Source organism: Agrobacterium sp. CCNWLW32 (assembly GCF_037083425.1).
GTDB classification, from domain to species: domain Bacteria; phylum Pseudomonadota; class Alphaproteobacteria; order Rhizobiales; family Rhizobiaceae; genus Agrobacterium; species Agrobacterium radiobacter.
In genome coordinates, this window is sequence record NZ_JBAOJM010000016.1 from 53,712 (window position 1) to 70,703 (window position 16,992).

Genomic DNA, 16,992 nt, shown 5'->3' on the forward strand with positions numbered 1-16,992 from the left:
TTAACTGTTTATTGTAATATTAGCCTTTGCTTGAATTAGAATCCTCTAAATATACAGTTCAGTTACGCCAGATGGCGTGATCAAACAAAAGAGGAGAGAGAAATGATTGCAAAGTTCGCTTGTGTAGCCGCTATTCTTACTGTCGCTTCCGTTGGTCAGGCCAATGCGGGCGGTCTTCTGGGTGGCATCCTGTCCGGCAACAGCAACAAGGGCGGCGCCCTTGTCGTCGTCTCGCCGAGCATCGATCTCGGCGTCAGCGGCATCCTGTCCAATAACGGGATTCTGAACGGCAACAAGACCGGCATCCTGAACGGCCTGCTGAACGGTAACAAGACGTCAGTCGATGTCATCGACAACAAGAATGACGGCGGCAAGAAGCGCCGGCACTAACTGAAATTTGGAACGGGATGGCGAAACCATCGGGCTTTTCTCCATCCCGCTCCAACGGGACAGCTCGAAAATCATCAGGGATTTTCGACACAGACGATGCGCAGCGCATAAGCCGGCAATGACCCTCGAGTTGCGTGTGTTTGACGCATGGCATTTCCGGCAAGAACAAACGGCGCATCGCATGACTGGAAGGGGGCCTTGCGGCCCTCTTTTTTTGTTCAGGATGGTCCATCAGCATGTTGTGTTCGCCGATCCGTGACAACTTTGGGGGAAATCGGTGCATGCTAATATAGTTATATTTATAAATTCTAATTTGTATTTAGATAATAAATAAATTTATAAAGTAAAAATCTGATTATATTTTCAGTACTTTCATTTTTTCTGTCGTTGTTGCTTGCTTTTAACTTTTGGGTGCTTCAATTAACACGTGCCCCCGGCTCGCCATTTGTGATTGTGATTTCGGTGGCGGGTATGTTCGCGGCCCGCATTTTGGCGGGTAAGGAAGTTTTGAAGGAGCTATTTCATGTTGAAACAATCATTTCTCGCACTCGCCGCGCTCGGCGTTCTTTCCGGCGCAGCCTTTGCTGCAGATGCCGTCAGCGACGTTCCGGCGGCGCCTGTCGTCGACGATGCCGCGCCTGCCTTCTCCTGGGACGGTTTTTACGCCGGTGTTTCGGGCGGTTATGGCTGGAACCGGTTGAAAACGACTGAAGACGGTGAGACCGACAAGCATAGTTTCTATGGTGCTCGTTTTGCGGGCTTTGCCGGTTACAATGCCGAAGTCGCGCCATCCGTCATTCTCGGTGTCGAGGGTGATCTCGGTTATGCATGGGGCAACAAGACGATCGACCTCAGCAAGGTGTCCTCGGGCCTGAACGGTTCCGCGCGCCTGCGTGCCGGCTATGCCGTCGACCGCGCCCTGATCTACACCGCCGGTGGTTACACCGCGACGGACAGCGAGATCAAGACTCCCTTTGGCAATGCCAGCAAGATGCTGAATGGCTGGACGATTGGCGCCGGTATCGACTACGCCTTGACTGACAACGTATTCGGCCGTCTCGAATATCGTTACAACGATTTCGGCAAGGAAACCTACACTGTCCAGGGCATTTCCGCGGATGGAAAGCTCAGCGAACATGTCGTCAGCGTCGGTCTCGGCGTGAAGTTCTGATCGACGGATTTTCGTTTCCGGAGAGGGAGCGCCCGTCTTTGCGACGGCCGCATCGGGGGCGACAGTCCGGCACAATATCGATCCATAACCTGCCCGGCGGCGAGAACATTCCCCGGGCGGGTACTTTTAATTGAGCGACAAGGGCTTGCGGTTGGGGGGCGTCCACCCCACGGCGATAGACACACCCAGCGTAAATGAAGCGGTTTCGTCTTCATCCGCAATGAAACCGCATCCGGCTTTCCGAACGGGCTTGAACCGCAGAGCATTTTGGTGTGATGGTGGGTTCCAATCCACTCCCGCTTGCCAGTCTCCAGTCGATTCCCATGCTACAGAAAAGCACTTCGCCGGGGGCTTTTGACCGTCAGGCCTATTTGATCGCGTTGCTGGTTTTCATCGCCGGCAGCACCAATGCCGCCATCGTGCCGTTTATCGGTTTTTACATCATTCAGGTGCTCGGCCATCCGCCGGCGACGCTCGGTCTCTACAGCGTGACGGCGATGGTGGCCTCGATCGTCGCCAGCCGTTTTTATGGCGAGCGGGTGGATGCCGGCGTGCGGATCAAGCCGCTGCTCATGCTCTCCATTGCAGGTGCTTTCGTGGCGGCGGCGGCCGCGAGTTTCGGGCATCTGGCGCTGCTGGTGGCGGTAACGGCGACGGGCATGGGGCTTTCCAACGCCGCCACCACCCTCGTCTTCAGTTATGGCCGGTATCACGGCCGGGTGGAGGCGCTCGATACCACCGCTTATAACGCCTTCCTCAGAATGATGGTATCGCTGGCCTGGATGCTGCTGCCGGCCGCAGCCTTTCTGATCGTCGATTTCGCCGGCGCAAAGGCCGTCTTCGTGAATGCGATGCTGATGGCGACCATCTGGGGGGCGCTTGCGCTTGCCATCGTGCCGCGTGGGCAGACCTGCCCGATGGAGCGGCGGGATGAGGGCGGAGCCGATGCGGGGCGCAACCTGCCGCTGCTGATGGCGGCGACGGCCAGTTTCTGCATGTCTTTCGCCCATGCTCTCTGCGCCTCGGCCCTGCCGGTATTTCTGGTGCGTGAGGTTGGCCTGCCGGACTATGCGCCGGGCCTGTCGCTCAGCGTCAAATGCGCCATGGAAGTCCTGCTTATCCTGCTCGCGCCGAGGATCATGCGCCGGATCAGCGCGCGGCTGCTTCTGAGCATCGCGGCGGTGACGGCGATCGTTGCTTTCAACATCATCGCTTCGGTCACGACCCTGCCGGCCATGCTGGTGGGGGCTGCCATGGAAGGTTCCTATTACGGCCTTTTCGCCGGCACGTCTCTCACCTTCGTGCAGGGCTTTGCCCGCGGGCGCACGGCGCGGGCGACGGCGCTCTACATGAATTCGATCTTCCTTGCAGCACTTTTTGCGGTGCCGCTGATGGGGCTCGTGTCGCAATATGCAAGCTTCGGCACCTCGATCCGGCTTGCTTCGGTCGGTGCGGGTGCTGCGCTGCTGCTCTTGTTTCTGACACGGCGGCAGGTGGCGGATTAGGGTGTTCGGCGGGGGTAGGGAGGATTTCATCTGGCCTTGCGGCCCGATCATCCCTCATTCCTGTGACAAGCACAGGAATGAGGGGCAGGGTGTTGGCCCTCACGCCGAAATATCGATGATCCCGCAATCGCCCGCTTCCGAGGCGAAGGCGAGCAGCTTGCCGGTGGCGCTCCAGTCCATGGCTGTAATGGCGCCCTTGCCGGGGCGGCGAAGCAGGGCTTCCTTGCCGTCGGCCAGGCGCACACCAAGAATCATACCGTCGATGAAGCCGATGGCGAGCACGTCTTCCACGGGGTGGAAGGCGACATTGGTGACCATGATGTTGGCGCGGCTGCCGAGTTCTTCCGGAGCCTTGCCCATCGGGCCGTCCTTGCCGGCGAATGGCCAGACAATGGCGGCGGGCGCACCTGATGAGGCGAGCCATTTGCCCTTTGCCGACCAGGAGATGGATTTCACCTTGGCGGGATAACCGGTCATGCGCATGTGGCGGGCTTCCATGCCGCCCTTGGTCGCTTCCATCTTCCAGCCATGCAGGGCATTTTCCTGCATGGTGGTGACGAGGAACTTGCCATCGGGCGAGAAGGTGACGCCGGTATGCGCGCCCTTCCATTCCAGATCGACCGGATCGCCCGCACTTGCCACCCAATGCAGTGTCACGCCGTTATAACGGGCAACGGCAATGCGCAGGCCCTTGGGCGCAAACGCGATGGCCTCCACTGTGCGCTCTTCCTTGAATTCCTTGACCGTACCGTCGGATAGCCGCACGAAGCTGGACTTGCCGACGCCATAAGCCACCGCCTTCTGCGGCCCGCCGGCAACGACGCCGACCCATTTGCGCGGCACATTGGCGAGCTCGCTGATGCTGCCATCATGGCCGATGCGCAGCACACGGCCGTCTTCGCCGCCGGAAAGCAGCGTGGCGCTGTAGGGATCGCGAATGCAGGTCAGAAGCCCGTCATGCGCCTGCGTCACCTTCTCGCCGCCATCCAGGCGGTGAATGGTGCCGGCGGCGGTGGCAAACAGGGGAATGTCGCCGAGGAAATGGGTCGAGACCACGTGGCCTTCGATATCAAGCGGGGCAACAGTCGGCATGGGGCATCGGTCTTTCGTATCTGTGTCTGGTGGGGCGACGATGTCGACCCCGGCGGCAGGCATGGTTCTAGAGCATTTCCGGCAAAAGCGGAACCGCTTTTACGTTCGCACGATTCGTGAAATCAAGGAGATAGACCGCTTTGTCGTCGAGGAATCCACGGCATATGGCACCATGATTTTACAGGACGTGCATCTCCCTGTCCCTCATTCCTGTTCCCCGAGACAAGCCCGAGGATGTCACAGGAATCCAGCCGACGCGCGTCTGCGCGGCGAAAGACTCCTCTCAGCCCAAGGACTTGGGCTGGCTGGATCCCTGTGACAAGCACAGGGATGAGGGGCGGTGAGCGCATCCGAATGAAGGAGGCGGCGTCACCCCGGCGCAACGCCGGGGTGACGAAGAGAGAGGATCAGGCCGTGGCGAGGCAGGCGTTGAAGCTCTTTTCCAGCTTCTCGCGGTCCAGTTCGCGGCCGATGAAGACGAGGCGGCTTTCGCGCTTTTCGTCTTCCTTCCACGGGCGCTGGTGGTCGCCCTCGATGATCATGTGCACGCCCTGCACCACGTAACGCTCCGCATCACCCTTGAAGGCGATGATGCCCTTGAGGCGCAGAATGTTGGGGCCGTCTGTCTGGGTGACTTTCTGGATCCACGGGAAGAACCGCTCGGGGTTCATCTCGCCGCCGCGCAGCGAGACCGACTGCACCGTCACGTCATGGATCGGGGAGGCCGCGCCATGGTGGTGGTGATCGTGCCCATGGTCGTGATGCCCGTGATCGTGGTCATGATGATGGTGGTCGTGGTGATGATGATCGCAATCGGGGCCGCAGGCATGATCCTCATGGCCGTGCTCGAGGAAATGCGGATCGTTTTCCAGCGCGCGCTCCAGATTGAAGGCGCCCTGATCGAGAACCCGGGCAAGATCAACACCGGAACGGGTGGTCTTGTAGATGCGCGCGGACGGGTTGATGGCGCGGACGATATCCTCGATGCGGGCCACTTCCTCAGGCGAAACGAGGTCGGTCTTGTTGACGACGACGACATCGGCAAAGGCGATCTGGTCTTCAGCCTCGCGGCTGTCCTTCAGGCGCAGCGGCAGGTGCTTGGCATCGACCAGCGCCACAACGGCGTCAAGCTCGGTCTTGGCGCGCACATCGTCATCCATGAAGAAGGTCTGGGCGACGGGCACCGGATCGGCAAGGCCTGTCGTTTCGACGATGATGCCGTCGAAACGGCCGGGCCGGCGCATCAGGCCTTCCACGACGCGGATCAAATCGCCGCGCACCGTGCAGCACACGCAGCCATTGTTCATTTCGTAGATTTCTTCATCAGACTCGACGATCAGATCGTTGTCGATGCCGATCTCGCCGAATTCATTGACGATGACAGCGTATTTCTTGCCGTGGTTCTCGGAGAGAATGCGGTTGAGAAGCGTCGTTTTGCCGGCGCCGAGATATCCCGTCAGGACGGTGACTGGAATGGGCTTGGCTGGTGCTGTTTCGGTCATGGAAAACCCCGCGTGGAGAGAGGCTATCAAGCCTCAGGAAGATGTGTCGTCGTCCATATAGGCGCGACGCCCTGGCAGTTCAAAGAGATTTTGGCCGAATTCGGCCATGTCACTCAAATTTTGTTATGAAATAACGTTATGTCAAAAGCGTGGATATCTTCAAGCAGTTCGACAAGGCCATTCACAGCGTGGGAAATCAGCCTTTCGCCCTTTTCCGCTGTCGCGGCGGCGGCGTTTCCGGCAGCCCCGTCAGGGTTGAGATCGCTCATCAGCCAGCCGAAGGCGTGTGGGCCATAGGCGCGCAGGTGTTTGAAGCGGCTGGCGAAATCGCTCTGGCGGGAGGCGAAGCTGGCGGCCTTTTGCATCGCCACCCGCTCGGGGTGAAGCGCTAGCATGACGGATGTCTCGATATCGCCGCCGTGAATATCGATCGCCTTGTCCTCCGGCTTCACGATATCGGCCGGCACGCCGAAACGGGTCCAGCTTGTGGCGACCGCCAGCATGCCGAAACGGGCGCGGGCCTCGGTGGCGACAATGGTCATCAGCGGTGAATTGCCGCCATGGGCGTTCAGCATCACGAATTTGCGCACGCCCTTTTTATATTCCGCTTCTGCGATGCCGAGCCAGCGCTCGATGGCCTCATCGTAACGCAAGGTCTTGGTGCCCGGCACATTCATGTGTTCGATGGAATATCCGACCGGTTCCACCGGCAGGAAGGAGACGGGCAGATGGCCGGGCAGGGCGGCGGCGAGACGGGTGACAATGCCTTCGGCAACCAGCGTATCGGTCTCGAAGGGCAGGTGAGGCCCGTGCTGTTCATGCGCGCCGAGCGGCAGCACGGAAATTGCACCTGTTGCGCGAAGATGAGGGTCTGTTACGTTTTCGTCGTGATAATGCGTGTATGAGTTTGGCATCTGGCAGTCCGCGCGTGTATTCGGTAAGGATTTCCAGCAACATATATCGGTTCCGCCACAGGGTAAAAGGCACTCGCATATGAGCAAGGACAAATCCGGGCATAAGGACAAAGGCGCCAAGAAGGAAAAGGGCAGCAAGAAGGTAAAGGACGCCAAAAAGAGGGATGAGAACTTCAACCCCGAGGAACTGGCGCAATCCATTACCCAGGCCGCCCGCTCCATGCGCACGGCGCTGAGCCACAGCCTTGCCGAAAGCGGGCTTTATGCCGGGCAGGACGGCGTTATCCTGGCGCTGGCGCAGGAAGGCAGCCTGACACCGGGCCAGATCGCCCAGAAACTCGGCGTCAAGGCGCCCACCATGACGCGCACCATCGGCCGCATGGAAGCCCAGGGTTTCGTGGAACGCAGCGGCGACGACGAGGATGGCCGCGTGACGCTGGTGAAGCTGACGGAAACGGGCCTGAAAAGCGTCGACCACATCAACACCTCGATAGCGGATTGCGGAGCAAGGGCGATAGAGGGGCTTTCGGCCAAGGATATTCGCAACGTTGTTAAACTTCTCAAGGCAATCGACGCCAATCTTCAATAATTTTGTTGAAATTTTTAAAAGAACCATCTGTTTTGTGGCTATTCCTTAAACGGGTTGCGGATTTTGTTTAAATTGTTTAATTGCAATTTAAACGGAGACATCCGTCAGTGACACGCGTTTGGGGAGGAATGCCGTGGCCCAAAAGGTCAAACTGTCTACGATTGCCGAAAGCCTCGGTCTTTCGACCGCCACCATTTCCCTTGCGTTGCGCGATAGCCCGCTGGTCGCTGCCGATACGCGGGACAAGATCAAGGAACAGGCGCGGGCGCTGGGTTATATCTATAACCGCCGCGCCGCCAGCCTGCGCACCTCGCGCTCTGGCATTGTCGGCGTGGTATTCCATGATGTGATGAACCCGTTTTACGGGGAAATTCTCAAAGCCATCGAAAGCGAGCTGGATCGCAGCCGCCAGACCTTCATTCTTTCCAACCATTATGATTCGGTGGAAAAACAGCGCACCTTCATCGAGACGCTGCTGCAGCTCGGCTCGGACGGCATCATCATGTCGCCCGCCATCGGTACGCCGATCGAGGACATGACGCTGGCCGAAGAAAACGGCATGCCTGCCATTCTGGTCGCCCGTTCCATGGACGGTGTCGATATGCCGACCTATCGTGGCGATGACAGCTACGGCATTTCGCTTGCCACCAACCACCTGATCAGCCTCGGCCACCGCACCATCGCCATGGTTGGCGGCACCGACCAGACTTCGACCGGCCGTGACCGTTACCAGGGTTACGTCAATGCGCTGCGCAAGGCCGGCATCGAGGTTGATCCGAACCTGCGCATTCCCGGCCCCCGCTCCAAGCAGGGCGGGTTTGAAGCGGCGGTGCATTTCCTGTCGCTGCCGCAGAAGCCGACCGCCGCCGTCTGCTGGAACGATCTCGTCGCCATCGGTCTGATGAACGGCATTTCCCGCGCCGGTCTGGTGCCGGGTGTCGATATCTCGGTAACCGGCTACGACGATCTGGAAGAAGCCGCGATCGCCACGCCGGCGCTGACCACCGTTTCCAACGGCCAGGCCGAGGTGGGGCGCTTAGCGGCGCGCGCGCTGCTGGACAGGCTGGCGGGCAGCCATGAGCCTGACGGCATTCACCTCATCAAGCCGGAAATGCGCATCCGCCAATCGACAGGGCCGGTGCGGCCGCGGGTGTGAGCTCGTTTGCGACTCTGAGCCCGCTGACCGCGCGCCCATAGTCGTCGTCGGCGTTTCCTTCCCCCGTCATACCGGCCTTGAGCCGGTATCCAGCCAACCCAAGTCCTTGGGCTGAAAGGATTGTTTTCGCCGCGCAGAGGCGCGTCGGCTGGATTCCGGCTCAAGGCCGGAATGACGAAGCTATATAGCGACGCCGCAAAAAAATCGGCATGAAACTTCCGTCTGCCCCCATAGCATCCCCTTATTGCCCTTTTCACGGCCGCCGTTGTTTGAAAAGATCGCCGCCCATAGGAGTGGGATGGCGAGCGGTTCGCCTGAAACCCACTCCTGATATCGGAATGTTATCAGGAGGAATATCCGCTCATGTCTGACAAAAAGGCCGTCGTTCTCGTTCCCGGCAAGATCAACCCGCGCGTTCTTGAACGCCTCGAAGGCAAGGTCGAGATCGTGACAGTGCCTGCCGGCGCCGAGCCGGTTCTGCCTGAGGGTGCGGCGGAGCGCATCAATGCCGTCGCCGTTTCCGGCGTCGTCAACGCCAAATGGATCGATGCGTTGCCGAAGCTGGAGATCATCGCCAATTTCGGTGTGGGTTATGATGGCGTGGATGCCAAACATGCCGCCACGCGCGGCATCGTGGTGACGAATACGCCTGATGTGCTGAACGACGAGGTGGCCGATACGACGATTGCGCTGTTGATCAACACCGTGCGCCGGCTCTATCAGGCCGAAACCTGGCTGCGTGACGGCAAATGGGTTGGCGAAGGGCCGTTTGCCCTCTCTCCCTTCTCGCTTCGCGGCCGCAAGGTGGGTCTCTTCGGCATGGGCCGCATCGGCCAGGAAATCGCCAAGCGGCTGGAGCCCTTCAAGGTGGAGATCGGCTACCACACCCGCAGCAAGCGGGATGGCCTCTCCTATACCTATTACGGTTCGCTGAAGGAGATGGCGGAAGCTGTCGACATCCTGATCTGCATCGTGCCCGGTACGCCGGAAACGCATAAGGCGATCAACGCCGAAATCCTGACGGCGCTTGGGCCTGAGGGCGTGTTCATCAATGTCGGGCGCGGCTCCAGCGTCGATGAGGATGCGCTGCTTGAGGCGCTTAAAAACGGTGCTTTGGGGGCTGCCGGTCTCGACGTGTTCTATGCCGAGCCGAAGGTGCCGGAAGCCTTCCTGTCGCTGCCGAATGTCTCCCTGCTGCCGCACGTCGCCTCCGCCTCGGTTCCGACGCGCAATGCGATGGCCGATCTGGTTGCGGATAATATTCTCGGCTGGTTCAGGGATGGCAAGGTGCTGACGCCGGTGCCGGAAACGCCGGTGAAGGGGTGAGGTTCCGGCGATACTATGATGGGCTGCGGGAGACAGCCCATCCAGGTTTCTAAGAATGCGCCAACCTCTCATCCGTCATCCTCGGGTCAAGCCCGAGGATGACGTCGAGTGCAAAAGGTTCAATGGTCATGTCCGAGAACAGAGAGAGGGCTCGGCGTCAGCTAGGACGCTTTTACGCCAACCCCTATTCCGCAATCTCCTCCGCCGTCACCCAGCGCCCTTCGGCAAACGAACGGGCCATGGCGTGGATGCTGCGCTCGATCCTCAGCCCTTCCTCGAAATCGATGATATGGGCCTTCTTTCCCTCGATCGCCGCTATCAGTTCGCGGCATTCGATCACCTTCAGATCATTGAAGCCGAGGCCGTGGCCGGGGGCGGGGATGAAGCGGTCATAGGGCTTGTGGTGGGGGGCGGCGAGGATGGTTCTGAAACCCTGCTCCTCGGGGCGTCCATCCGTGGTGTAGAGCTGGAACTCGTTCATCCGCTCCTGGTCGAACAGGATCGAGCCGGTGGAGCCATAAATCTGGATGGCGATGCGGCCCTTGCGGCCCCAGGCGGAGCGGTTGGCGATGAGCACGGCGGAAATGCCGCCCTCAAGCTTCAAGAGAACGCTGGCAAGATCATGCGTCTCGACGGCGCGCTCGCCGCCGCCGGCAAGCGGGCGGGTCTCATAGGGTTTCACCATATCGGTGATGGCGCTTTGTGCATGGCCGAACAGGGCAAAAAGCAGCGACAGCGGGTGAACGGCGAAATCATCCAGCGCGCCGTAACCGGAGGACGCCTCGCTCTTCCAGTAGAAGGGCTGGGTGGCATCGGCCATGAAGTCCTCATCCATCTCGGCGCGGACATGGTAGACCTTGCCGATCGCGCCTTCGTCGATCAGGCGGCGCATGTGGCGGATCATTGGGTTCTGGATGTAGTTGTAGCCCATCGCCGCCGCCTTGCCCGACCGGCGGGCCGCATCGCGCATCTTCACCGCGTCAGTAAAGGCGGGCGCCATCGGCTTTTCGCACCAGACATGCTTGCCGGCCTCAAGGGCGGCAATGGCCATGTCCGGATGGAACGCATTCGGCGTGGTGACCGAGATGACGTCGATCTCGGGATCGGACAGCAGATCGCGCCAGTTGCCGGTCGAGCGGGCAAAACCGAACTCGGCCGCCTTTTTTGCTGCCAGTTCGGGATTGACTTCCGCCAGCGTCACGAGGCGCGGGCGCTCCACATCGCCGAAGACGCTGGTGACATTGTTCCACGCGAGCGCGTGGCATTTGCCCATGTATCCCGTGCCGATAAGGCCCACGCCAAGAGCGGCCATGGTATTTTCCTCCCGAAATTATATTAATTAATTCAATTCGTTAATTGCGTTTGTCGTGTGCCGAGACAGTCTCAAGACGTATCTTCGCGCACTCCCTCATTCCTGTGCCTGTCACAGGAATCCAGCCGACGCGCGTCTGCGCGACGGAAAGACTCCTTTCAGCCCAAGGACCTGGGCTGGCTGGATCCCTGTGACAGGCACAGGGATGAGGAGGTTGCGGTTTTTGCCTGAAATGCCTTACGGATTATCCCGCTTGAAAATCCAGTCGTGATCCGGGTGGTTCTTGAAGCGCCATTTACGCATCGGCCCCGCCATCACGTTCAGATAATACATCTCGTAACCATAGGGCGCGCCGCAGGGGTGATGGCCCTTCGGGACCAGCACGACATCGCCATCCGAAACCGCCATGGTCTCGTCCAGCGAGCCGTCTTCGGTGAAGACGCGCTGGAAGCCGAAACCCTGCGCCGGGTTCAGCCGGTGATAATAGGTCTCTTCCAGATAGGTCATGTCGGGGTAGTTATCCTCGTCATGCCGGTGCGGCGGATAGGACGACCAGTTGCCTGACGGCGTGAAGACCTCCGTTACCAGCAGGCTGTCGGCCACGTCGCGCTCTTCCATGGCGATGGGGAAGATGTAACGCGTATTGGCGCCCTTGCCGCGTTCGGTCAGCTGCACGCCGGCGGGGCCGATCTGCTGCGCCTCGCGGCTGCCTTTTTCGCCGGGTGCGGTGCAGACGCCGACGGTGCAGTCGGTCGTGGCCGTCAGCGACCAGTCAGAGCCGGCGGGAACATAAACGCAATGGGGCGGCTTGCGCTCGAACACGTTCATGCGGTCGCCAAGTTCGCCGAAATCCTTGCCATCAGCGGAAATCGTCGCCTTGCCTTCGACCAGCACGAGGATGACTTCCGTATCGCCGGTCTTTTCCGCCGCCGTCTCGCCCGGCTTCAGGCGGTAGAGGCCGAAACCGACATAACCCCAATCCGCGCTTTGGGGCGTGATATCGTGCACCTTGCCGCTTGTCGCGACCGGCTTGCGCAGAAGTGAGGTCATGGTGGTGTTCCTTTTCGTGAGTAGCACAAACATGTCATTCGGTAGTTTCGCGTACCACCGTCATTCCGGCCTTGAGCCGGAATCCAGCCGACGCGCGTCCGCGCGGCGGGAAGACTCTTTTCAGCCCAAAGACTTGGGCTGGCTGGATACCGGCTCAAGGCCGGTATGACGGGTGGAGTAGGCCGCCCCGCCTTCCGTGGTTCGGTTCAGGCAGCCTGAGCTTTGTCCAGTCCGGCCTCACGCGCAAAAGCCTTCAGCGATTTCAGCCCGAGGCTCTGATACTCGAACGGATTACGCAGATCAGGATCCTGCTCGGCTTCGATCACCAGCCAGCCGCTGTAATTATGTTCGGCCGCCACTTTCAGCACCGGCGGAAAATTCACGCCGCCCTCGCTGTCGCCGGGCACGGTGAACACGCCGCGGCGAACGCCTTCGAGGAAGGAGAGCCGCTCGCCCCGTACCTGATCGGCAATGGCAGGGCGCACGTTCTTGGCATGGATATGGCCAACGCGACCCATGTATTTCTGCGCGACGCGGACGGGATCGCCGCCGCCGAACAGGCAATGGCCGGTATCGAGCAGCAGGTGAGTCTTCGGCCCCGTGTGTTTCATCAACAGGTCGATCTCCTCTTCGCTCTCCACCACCGTTCCCATGTGGTGATGATAAACGAGGGTGATGCCCTGTTCGGCGGCAAAGGCGGCCAGCGCTTCGACACCGGCACCGAACGACGCCCAGTCCTCGGCCGCAAGGCGCGGACGGTCGACCAGCGCCTTGCTGTCATCGCCGTGGATGGCGTTGGAGGTTTCGCAGACGATGATGACCTTCGAGCCCATGGCCTTCAAGAGATCAAGCGCCGGCTGCATGGCCTTTTTTTCGGATTCGATGTCGTCGGTCAGAAGGTTCAGCGAATGCCAGCCGGAGACGAAGGAGAGGCCGCGCGGCGAAAGCACGCCCTTCAGGCCTTCCGGGTCGGTCGGGAACTTGTGGCCCTTCTCGATGCCGTCGAAGCCGATCTTGGCGGTTTCATCAAGGCACTGTTCAAGGCTGATATGCGCACCCAGCGTGCGGTCGTCGTCGTTCGACCAGGCGATCGGGTTGGTTCCGTAACGGATCATCTTACTGTCTTTCCTTGACATGGTTTTCATAACGGGCGCGTGCCGGGCCGATTTCGTCGCGGTCGGACACTTCGGGCACCGCGACATCCCACCAGTGACCGCCGGCTTGCGGCGTCGGATAGGGGTCGGTATCGATGACGATCACGGTCGTGTGGGTGGATTCCCGGGCGCTGGCGAGCGCTGCTTCCAGCTCGGAAATGGTGGAGACCTTGCGAGCATCCGCCCCCATCGAGCCGGCATGGGCCACGAAATCGATGGCGATCGGGTTGACGTTGGTGTGGGCGTAGAGATTGTTGAACTCCGCGCCGCCGGTTTCCATCTGCAGTCGGTTGATGCAGCCGTAACCCCTGTTGTCGGTAATGACGAGCGTGATCTTCACGCCCATGGCAACCGATGTCGCAAGCTCGGAATTCATCATCATATAGGAGCCGTCGCCGACCATGACGATCACGTCCCGGTCCGGTTCCGCCATCTTGATGCCGAGGCCGCCGGCCACCTCATAACCCATGCAGGAGAAGCCGTATTCCATGTGATAGGAGAGCGGCAGCTTGGATTTCCACAGCTGGTGAAGCTCGCCCGGCATGGTGCCGGCCGCGCACATGACGACGGTGTTGTCACGCGACTGGCGCTGCACCGCGCCGATCACCTGCATATCGGTGGGCAGGCTGTTGGCGTTGTCCTCGCCCGGCGCTGCCGTATCGGCATCGGCCTTTTCGAACCATGCAGCCTTGAGGCGGGCATCCGGCGCTGCAAAACGGTGGCTGCCGAGGGCGGCGGAGAGCTTTTCAAGCCCGATTTTCGCATCCGCCGTCAGGCTGATCGCATCGTGCTTGGCGCTGTCATAGGGCTGAACGTTGAGCGCCAGGATCTTGCGGTTGGGGTTCTTGAACAGCGCCCAGGAACCGGTGGTGAAATCCTGAAAACGCGTGCCGACGCCGAAGACCAGATCGGCCTTCTCGCTGATGATGTTGGCGCTTTCCGCACCGGTGACGCCGACGGGACCGAAATTGAGGTCGTGGTCCCACGCAATCGCCGATTTGCCGGCCTGCGTTTCAACGACGGGAATGAAGTGGGTTTCGGCAAAGCGTTTCAGTGTCTCGGTTGCGCCGGCAAAATGCACGCCGCCGCCGGCAACGATGATGGGGTTCTTCGCCGCCTTCAGGGCGGCGACTGCCTCTTCGAATTCCACGACATCCGGCTCAGGACGGCGCTGGCGCCAGACCCGCTTTTCGAAGAAACTTTCAGGGTAATCATAGGCTTCCGCCTGCACATCCTGGCAGAAGGCCAGCGTGACCGGGCCGCAATCGGCCGGGTCCGTCATGGTGCGCATGGCGCGGGGCAGGGCTGTCAGCAACTGTTCCGGCCGCATGATGCGGTCGAAATAACGGCTGACCGGACGGAAGCAGTCATTCACCGTCATGGTGCCGTCGCCGAAATCCTCGAGCTGTTGCAGCACGGGGTCGGGGCCGCGATTGGCGAAGACATCGCCGGGGATCAAGAGCACCGGCAGGCGGTTGACATGAGCGAGCGCTGCCGCCGTCACCATGTTTGCCGCACCCGGGCCGATGGAGGAAGTGACCGCCATGGCGCGGCGGCGGCGCAGCTGCTTGGAATAGGCAATTGCTGCATGCGCCATGGATTGCTCGTTCTGGCCGCGATAGGTCGGCAGTTCGTCCCTGATGCCATAAAGCGCTTCGCCGATGCCGGCGACATTGCCATGGCCGAAAATGGCCCACATGCCGGCGATATAAGTTTCGCCATGTTCATTCATCTGCGCCGCCAGGTAACGAACCATGGCCTGCGCAGCCGTCAATCTGATTGTCTTCACGCTGCCTCTCCCTTTTTGGCGCGCGCCTCATCCCAAATACGGCACAGGCTGGTGTAACGCTGCGCCATATCCCTGACCGCATCCTCGTCGGTCATCTTGCCGGAAAGCCAGCCGCGGGCGGCGTCGGCAAATATCGTGCGGCCAACGGCGAAACCTTTGACCAGATCGAAACCGGCCGCAAGGCGGAAGCTTTCTTCCAGCTCGCTTTGCGGTGCATCGAGACCGAGAACGACGATGCCCCGCACGTAAGGATCGTTGCGATGCACGGCGTCGCAGGCGTTCTTCCACGCGGCGCGGGTCTTCATCGGCTCCAGCTTCCACCAGTCGGGGTAAACGCCGATCTCGTAAAAGCGCTCGATGATGCGGGCGGCGGTCAAATCGTCGGTCGGGCCAACCTTGGAGGGGATGACCTCCAGCAACATTTCCAGCCGATTGCGACGCGCCGCCTCGAACAGGCGCATCACGGTCTCTTCCTGCGTGGCGCGCATTTCTTCGGTGTCATCGGGGTGATAGAAACACAGAACCTTGACGACGTTTTCAAGCGGCCATTCCGACAGGCCGCCGAAATCCTTGCCGAGATCCGGTTCCAGCGTCAGCGGGCGCGAGCCCGGCCATTCCACCGGACGGCCAATCCACAGGCCGGAGCCGCTGGCGGCAAACAGCGCGTCGCGGCCAAGGCGGCCATCGCAGAGAATGCCATAACCCGCCTCGCCACCGGAAACTTTCTGCGCTGCCTGAAGGCAGAGCTTCTTGAAGGCGCCGATCTGCTCGTGCTTGACGCCAAGCTCGTCGGCGATGGCCTCCAGCTGCATGCGATGATCGAAGGCGAAGACGCGCATCGTCTCCCAGTCGCCCTTGCGGTTGGTGGACCAGTGCACCTGCTCCAGCGCCTCGTCCTTGCGCAGCGCCCTGTTGCGAATGCCGGCCTTGAAGAAATATTGCAGCTCTTCCCAGCTCGGATAGGCCGGGGTGCAGCCATGACGGGAGACGGCGAAAGCACCGCAGGCATTGGCGTATTTCAGCGTCGTCGGCCAGTCTTCGCCGCGTAGCCAGCCGCGGAACAGCCCGGCCATGAAGCCGTCACCCGCACCCAGAACGTTGAAGACCTCGATCGGGAAACCTTCGCCCGTCTCGCCATCATCGAGGCTATCGGGAATAGCGCCGGTGAAGACGACGGCGCCCATCGGTCCGCGCTTGCACACCAGCGTCGCATTCGAGACCTTGCGCACGGCGTTGAGTGCCGTGAGCGTATCGGTGGAGCCGCCGGCGATGTGGAATTCCTCTTCCGTGCCGACGATCAGGTCGAACAGATGTAGGGTGGATTGCAGCTTGGCGGTAACCTTCTGCGATTCCACGAAACGGCTTTCGCCATCGCCATGGCCGGCCACACCCCAGAGATTGGGGCGGTAATCGATATCGAGCGCGGTCTTTGCGCCATTTTCGCGGGCAAGTTTCAGTGCTTTCAGCACCGCCGCTTCCGTTTTCGGATGCGACAGATGCGTGCCGGTGGCGCAGATGCAGCCTGCCTCGGCGATGAAAGCGGGATCGATATCGTCTTCGCTGAGCGCCATGTCGGCACAGTTTTCACGATAGAAGATCAACGGGAACTGGTTCTGGTCGCGAATGCCGAGCAGCACCAGCGCGGTCAACCGCTCCGGGTCCGTCTTCACGCCGCGCACGTCGACGCCTTCACGCACCAGCTGTTCGCGGATGAAGCGGCCCATATGCTCGTCGCCGACACGGGTGATGACGGCGCTGTTGAGCCCCAGGCGCGCAGCGCCGGCGGCGATATTGGTGGGAGAGCCGCCGATATATTTGGCAAAGGAGGCCATGTCCTCCAGACGGCCGCCGACCTGCGAGCCGTACAGATCGACAGACGAGCGCCCGATCGTGATAAGATCAAGTTTTTTCAAAAGCTTCCTCCTTAGCACCGCGCTTTTGCGCGGTGTGCCTCATGGTGTCGGGCGGATCAGGCAATCATGCCGCCACCTATCGCCATCCCGTTTCGGTGAGCCTCCTCCGCTCACATATCCCGTCACGAG

General features: G+C 60.6%; 14 protein-coding genes. 6 read left to right on the plus strand and 8 right to left on the minus strand.

Annotation, left to right across the window (positions count from 1 at the left end; translation table 11 throughout):
- Positions 1–102: 102 nt before the first annotated feature.
- From V6R85_RS23275 to V6R85_RS23285, 3 genes are all read left to right on the plus strand, one after another.
- Positions 103–390, plus strand: coding sequence for a hypothetical protein (locus tag V6R85_RS23275; RefSeq protein ID WP_003505460.1), 288 nt, complete (start codon positions 103–105; stop codon positions 388–390).
- Between the two features lie 523 nt (positions 391–913).
- Positions 914–1,561, plus strand: coding sequence for an outer membrane protein (locus V6R85_RS23280; protein WP_112207829.1), 648 nt, complete (start codon positions 914–916; stop codon positions 1,559–1,561).
- Between the two features lie 323 nt (positions 1,562–1,884).
- Positions 1,885–3,066 carry an MFS transporter gene (locus tag V6R85_RS23285; RefSeq protein WP_162692489.1) on the plus strand — a complete coding sequence of 394 codons (1,182 nt, stop codon included), beginning with the start codon at positions 1,885–1,887 and terminating at the stop codon, positions 3,064–3,066.
- A gap of 99 nt (positions 3,067–3,165) precedes the next feature.
- Here V6R85_RS23285 and V6R85_RS23290 read toward each other — a convergent pair whose 3' ends face one another.
- The 3 genes from V6R85_RS23290 to V6R85_RS23300 all read right to left on the minus strand — a co-directional run bounded on the left by V6R85_RS23290 (position 3,166) and on the right by V6R85_RS23300 (position 6,574).
- Positions 3,166–4,158, minus strand: coding sequence for a WD40 repeat domain-containing protein (locus tag V6R85_RS23290; RefSeq protein WP_003505463.1), 993 nt, complete (start codon positions 4,156–4,158; stop codon positions 3,166–3,168).
- Between the two features lie 407 nt (positions 4,159–4,565).
- A complete protein-coding gene (locus V6R85_RS23295) occupies positions 4,566–5,660 on the minus strand; it encodes a CobW family GTP-binding protein (RefSeq protein WP_112292653.1) in 1,095 nt (364 codons plus the stop codon).
- A gap of 113 nt (positions 5,661–5,773) precedes the next feature.
- Positions 5,774–6,574, minus strand: coding sequence for a creatininase family protein (locus V6R85_RS23300; RefSeq protein ID WP_112207823.1), 801 nt, complete (start codon positions 6,572–6,574; stop codon positions 5,774–5,776).
- Between the two features lie 79 nt (positions 6,575–6,653).
- Between V6R85_RS23300 and V6R85_RS23305 the strand changes: the two genes are divergently transcribed.
- The 3 genes from V6R85_RS23305 to V6R85_RS23315 all read left to right on the plus strand — a co-directional run bounded on the left by V6R85_RS23305 (position 6,654) and on the right by V6R85_RS23315 (position 9,645).
- On the plus strand, positions 6,654–7,163 hold the full coding sequence (locus V6R85_RS23305) for a MarR family winged helix-turn-helix transcriptional regulator (protein ID WP_060724477.1): 510 nt from the start codon (positions 6,654–6,656) through the stop codon (positions 7,161–7,163).
- Positions 7,164–7,296: 133 nt separating this feature from the next.
- A complete protein-coding gene (locus tag V6R85_RS23310) occupies positions 7,297–8,319 on the plus strand; it encodes a LacI family DNA-binding transcriptional regulator (RefSeq protein WP_003505469.1) in 1,023 nt (340 codons plus the stop codon).
- Between the two features lie 363 nt (positions 8,320–8,682).
- Entirely contained in the window at positions 8,683–9,645 is a 963-nt protein-coding gene (locus V6R85_RS23315) for a 2-hydroxyacid dehydrogenase (protein WP_112207821.1), read from the plus strand.
- A gap of 184 nt (positions 9,646–9,829) precedes the next feature.
- On the opposite strand, the gene V6R85_RS23320 is transcribed toward V6R85_RS23315, so the two are convergent.
- The 5 genes from V6R85_RS23320 to V6R85_RS23340 form a co-directional block, all read right to left on the minus strand.
- Positions 9,830–10,957 (minus strand): Gfo/Idh/MocA family protein, encoded by a 1,128-nt coding sequence (locus V6R85_RS23320; protein WP_112207819.1) that lies wholly within the window; start codon positions 10,955–10,957, stop codon positions 9,830–9,832.
- A 237-nt stretch (positions 10,958–11,194) separates the two neighbouring features.
- On the minus strand, positions 11,195–12,007 hold the full coding sequence (iolB, locus tag V6R85_RS23325) for a 5-deoxy-glucuronate isomerase (RefSeq protein WP_087746780.1): 813 nt from the start codon (positions 12,005–12,007) through the stop codon (positions 11,195–11,197).
- A gap of 206 nt (positions 12,008–12,213) precedes the next feature.
- Entirely contained in the window at positions 12,214–13,122 is a 909-nt protein-coding gene (gene iolE, locus V6R85_RS23330; RefSeq protein WP_087746782.1) for a myo-inosose-2 dehydratase, read from the minus strand.
- Position 13,123: 1 nt separating this feature from the next.
- A complete protein-coding gene (gene iolD, locus V6R85_RS23335; RefSeq protein WP_336377227.1) occupies positions 13,124–14,950 on the minus strand; it encodes a 3D-(3,5/4)-trihydroxycyclohexane-1,2-dione acylhydrolase (decyclizing) in 1,827 nt (608 codons plus the stop codon).
- Entirely contained in the window at positions 14,947–16,863 is a 1,917-nt protein-coding gene (locus V6R85_RS23340; RefSeq protein WP_003505476.1) for a bifunctional 5-dehydro-2-deoxygluconokinase/5-dehydro-2-deoxyphosphogluconate aldolase, read from the minus strand. The genes iolD and V6R85_RS23340 overlap by 4 nt, the downstream gene beginning before the upstream one ends.
- Positions 16,864–16,992: the final 129 nt, after the last annotated feature.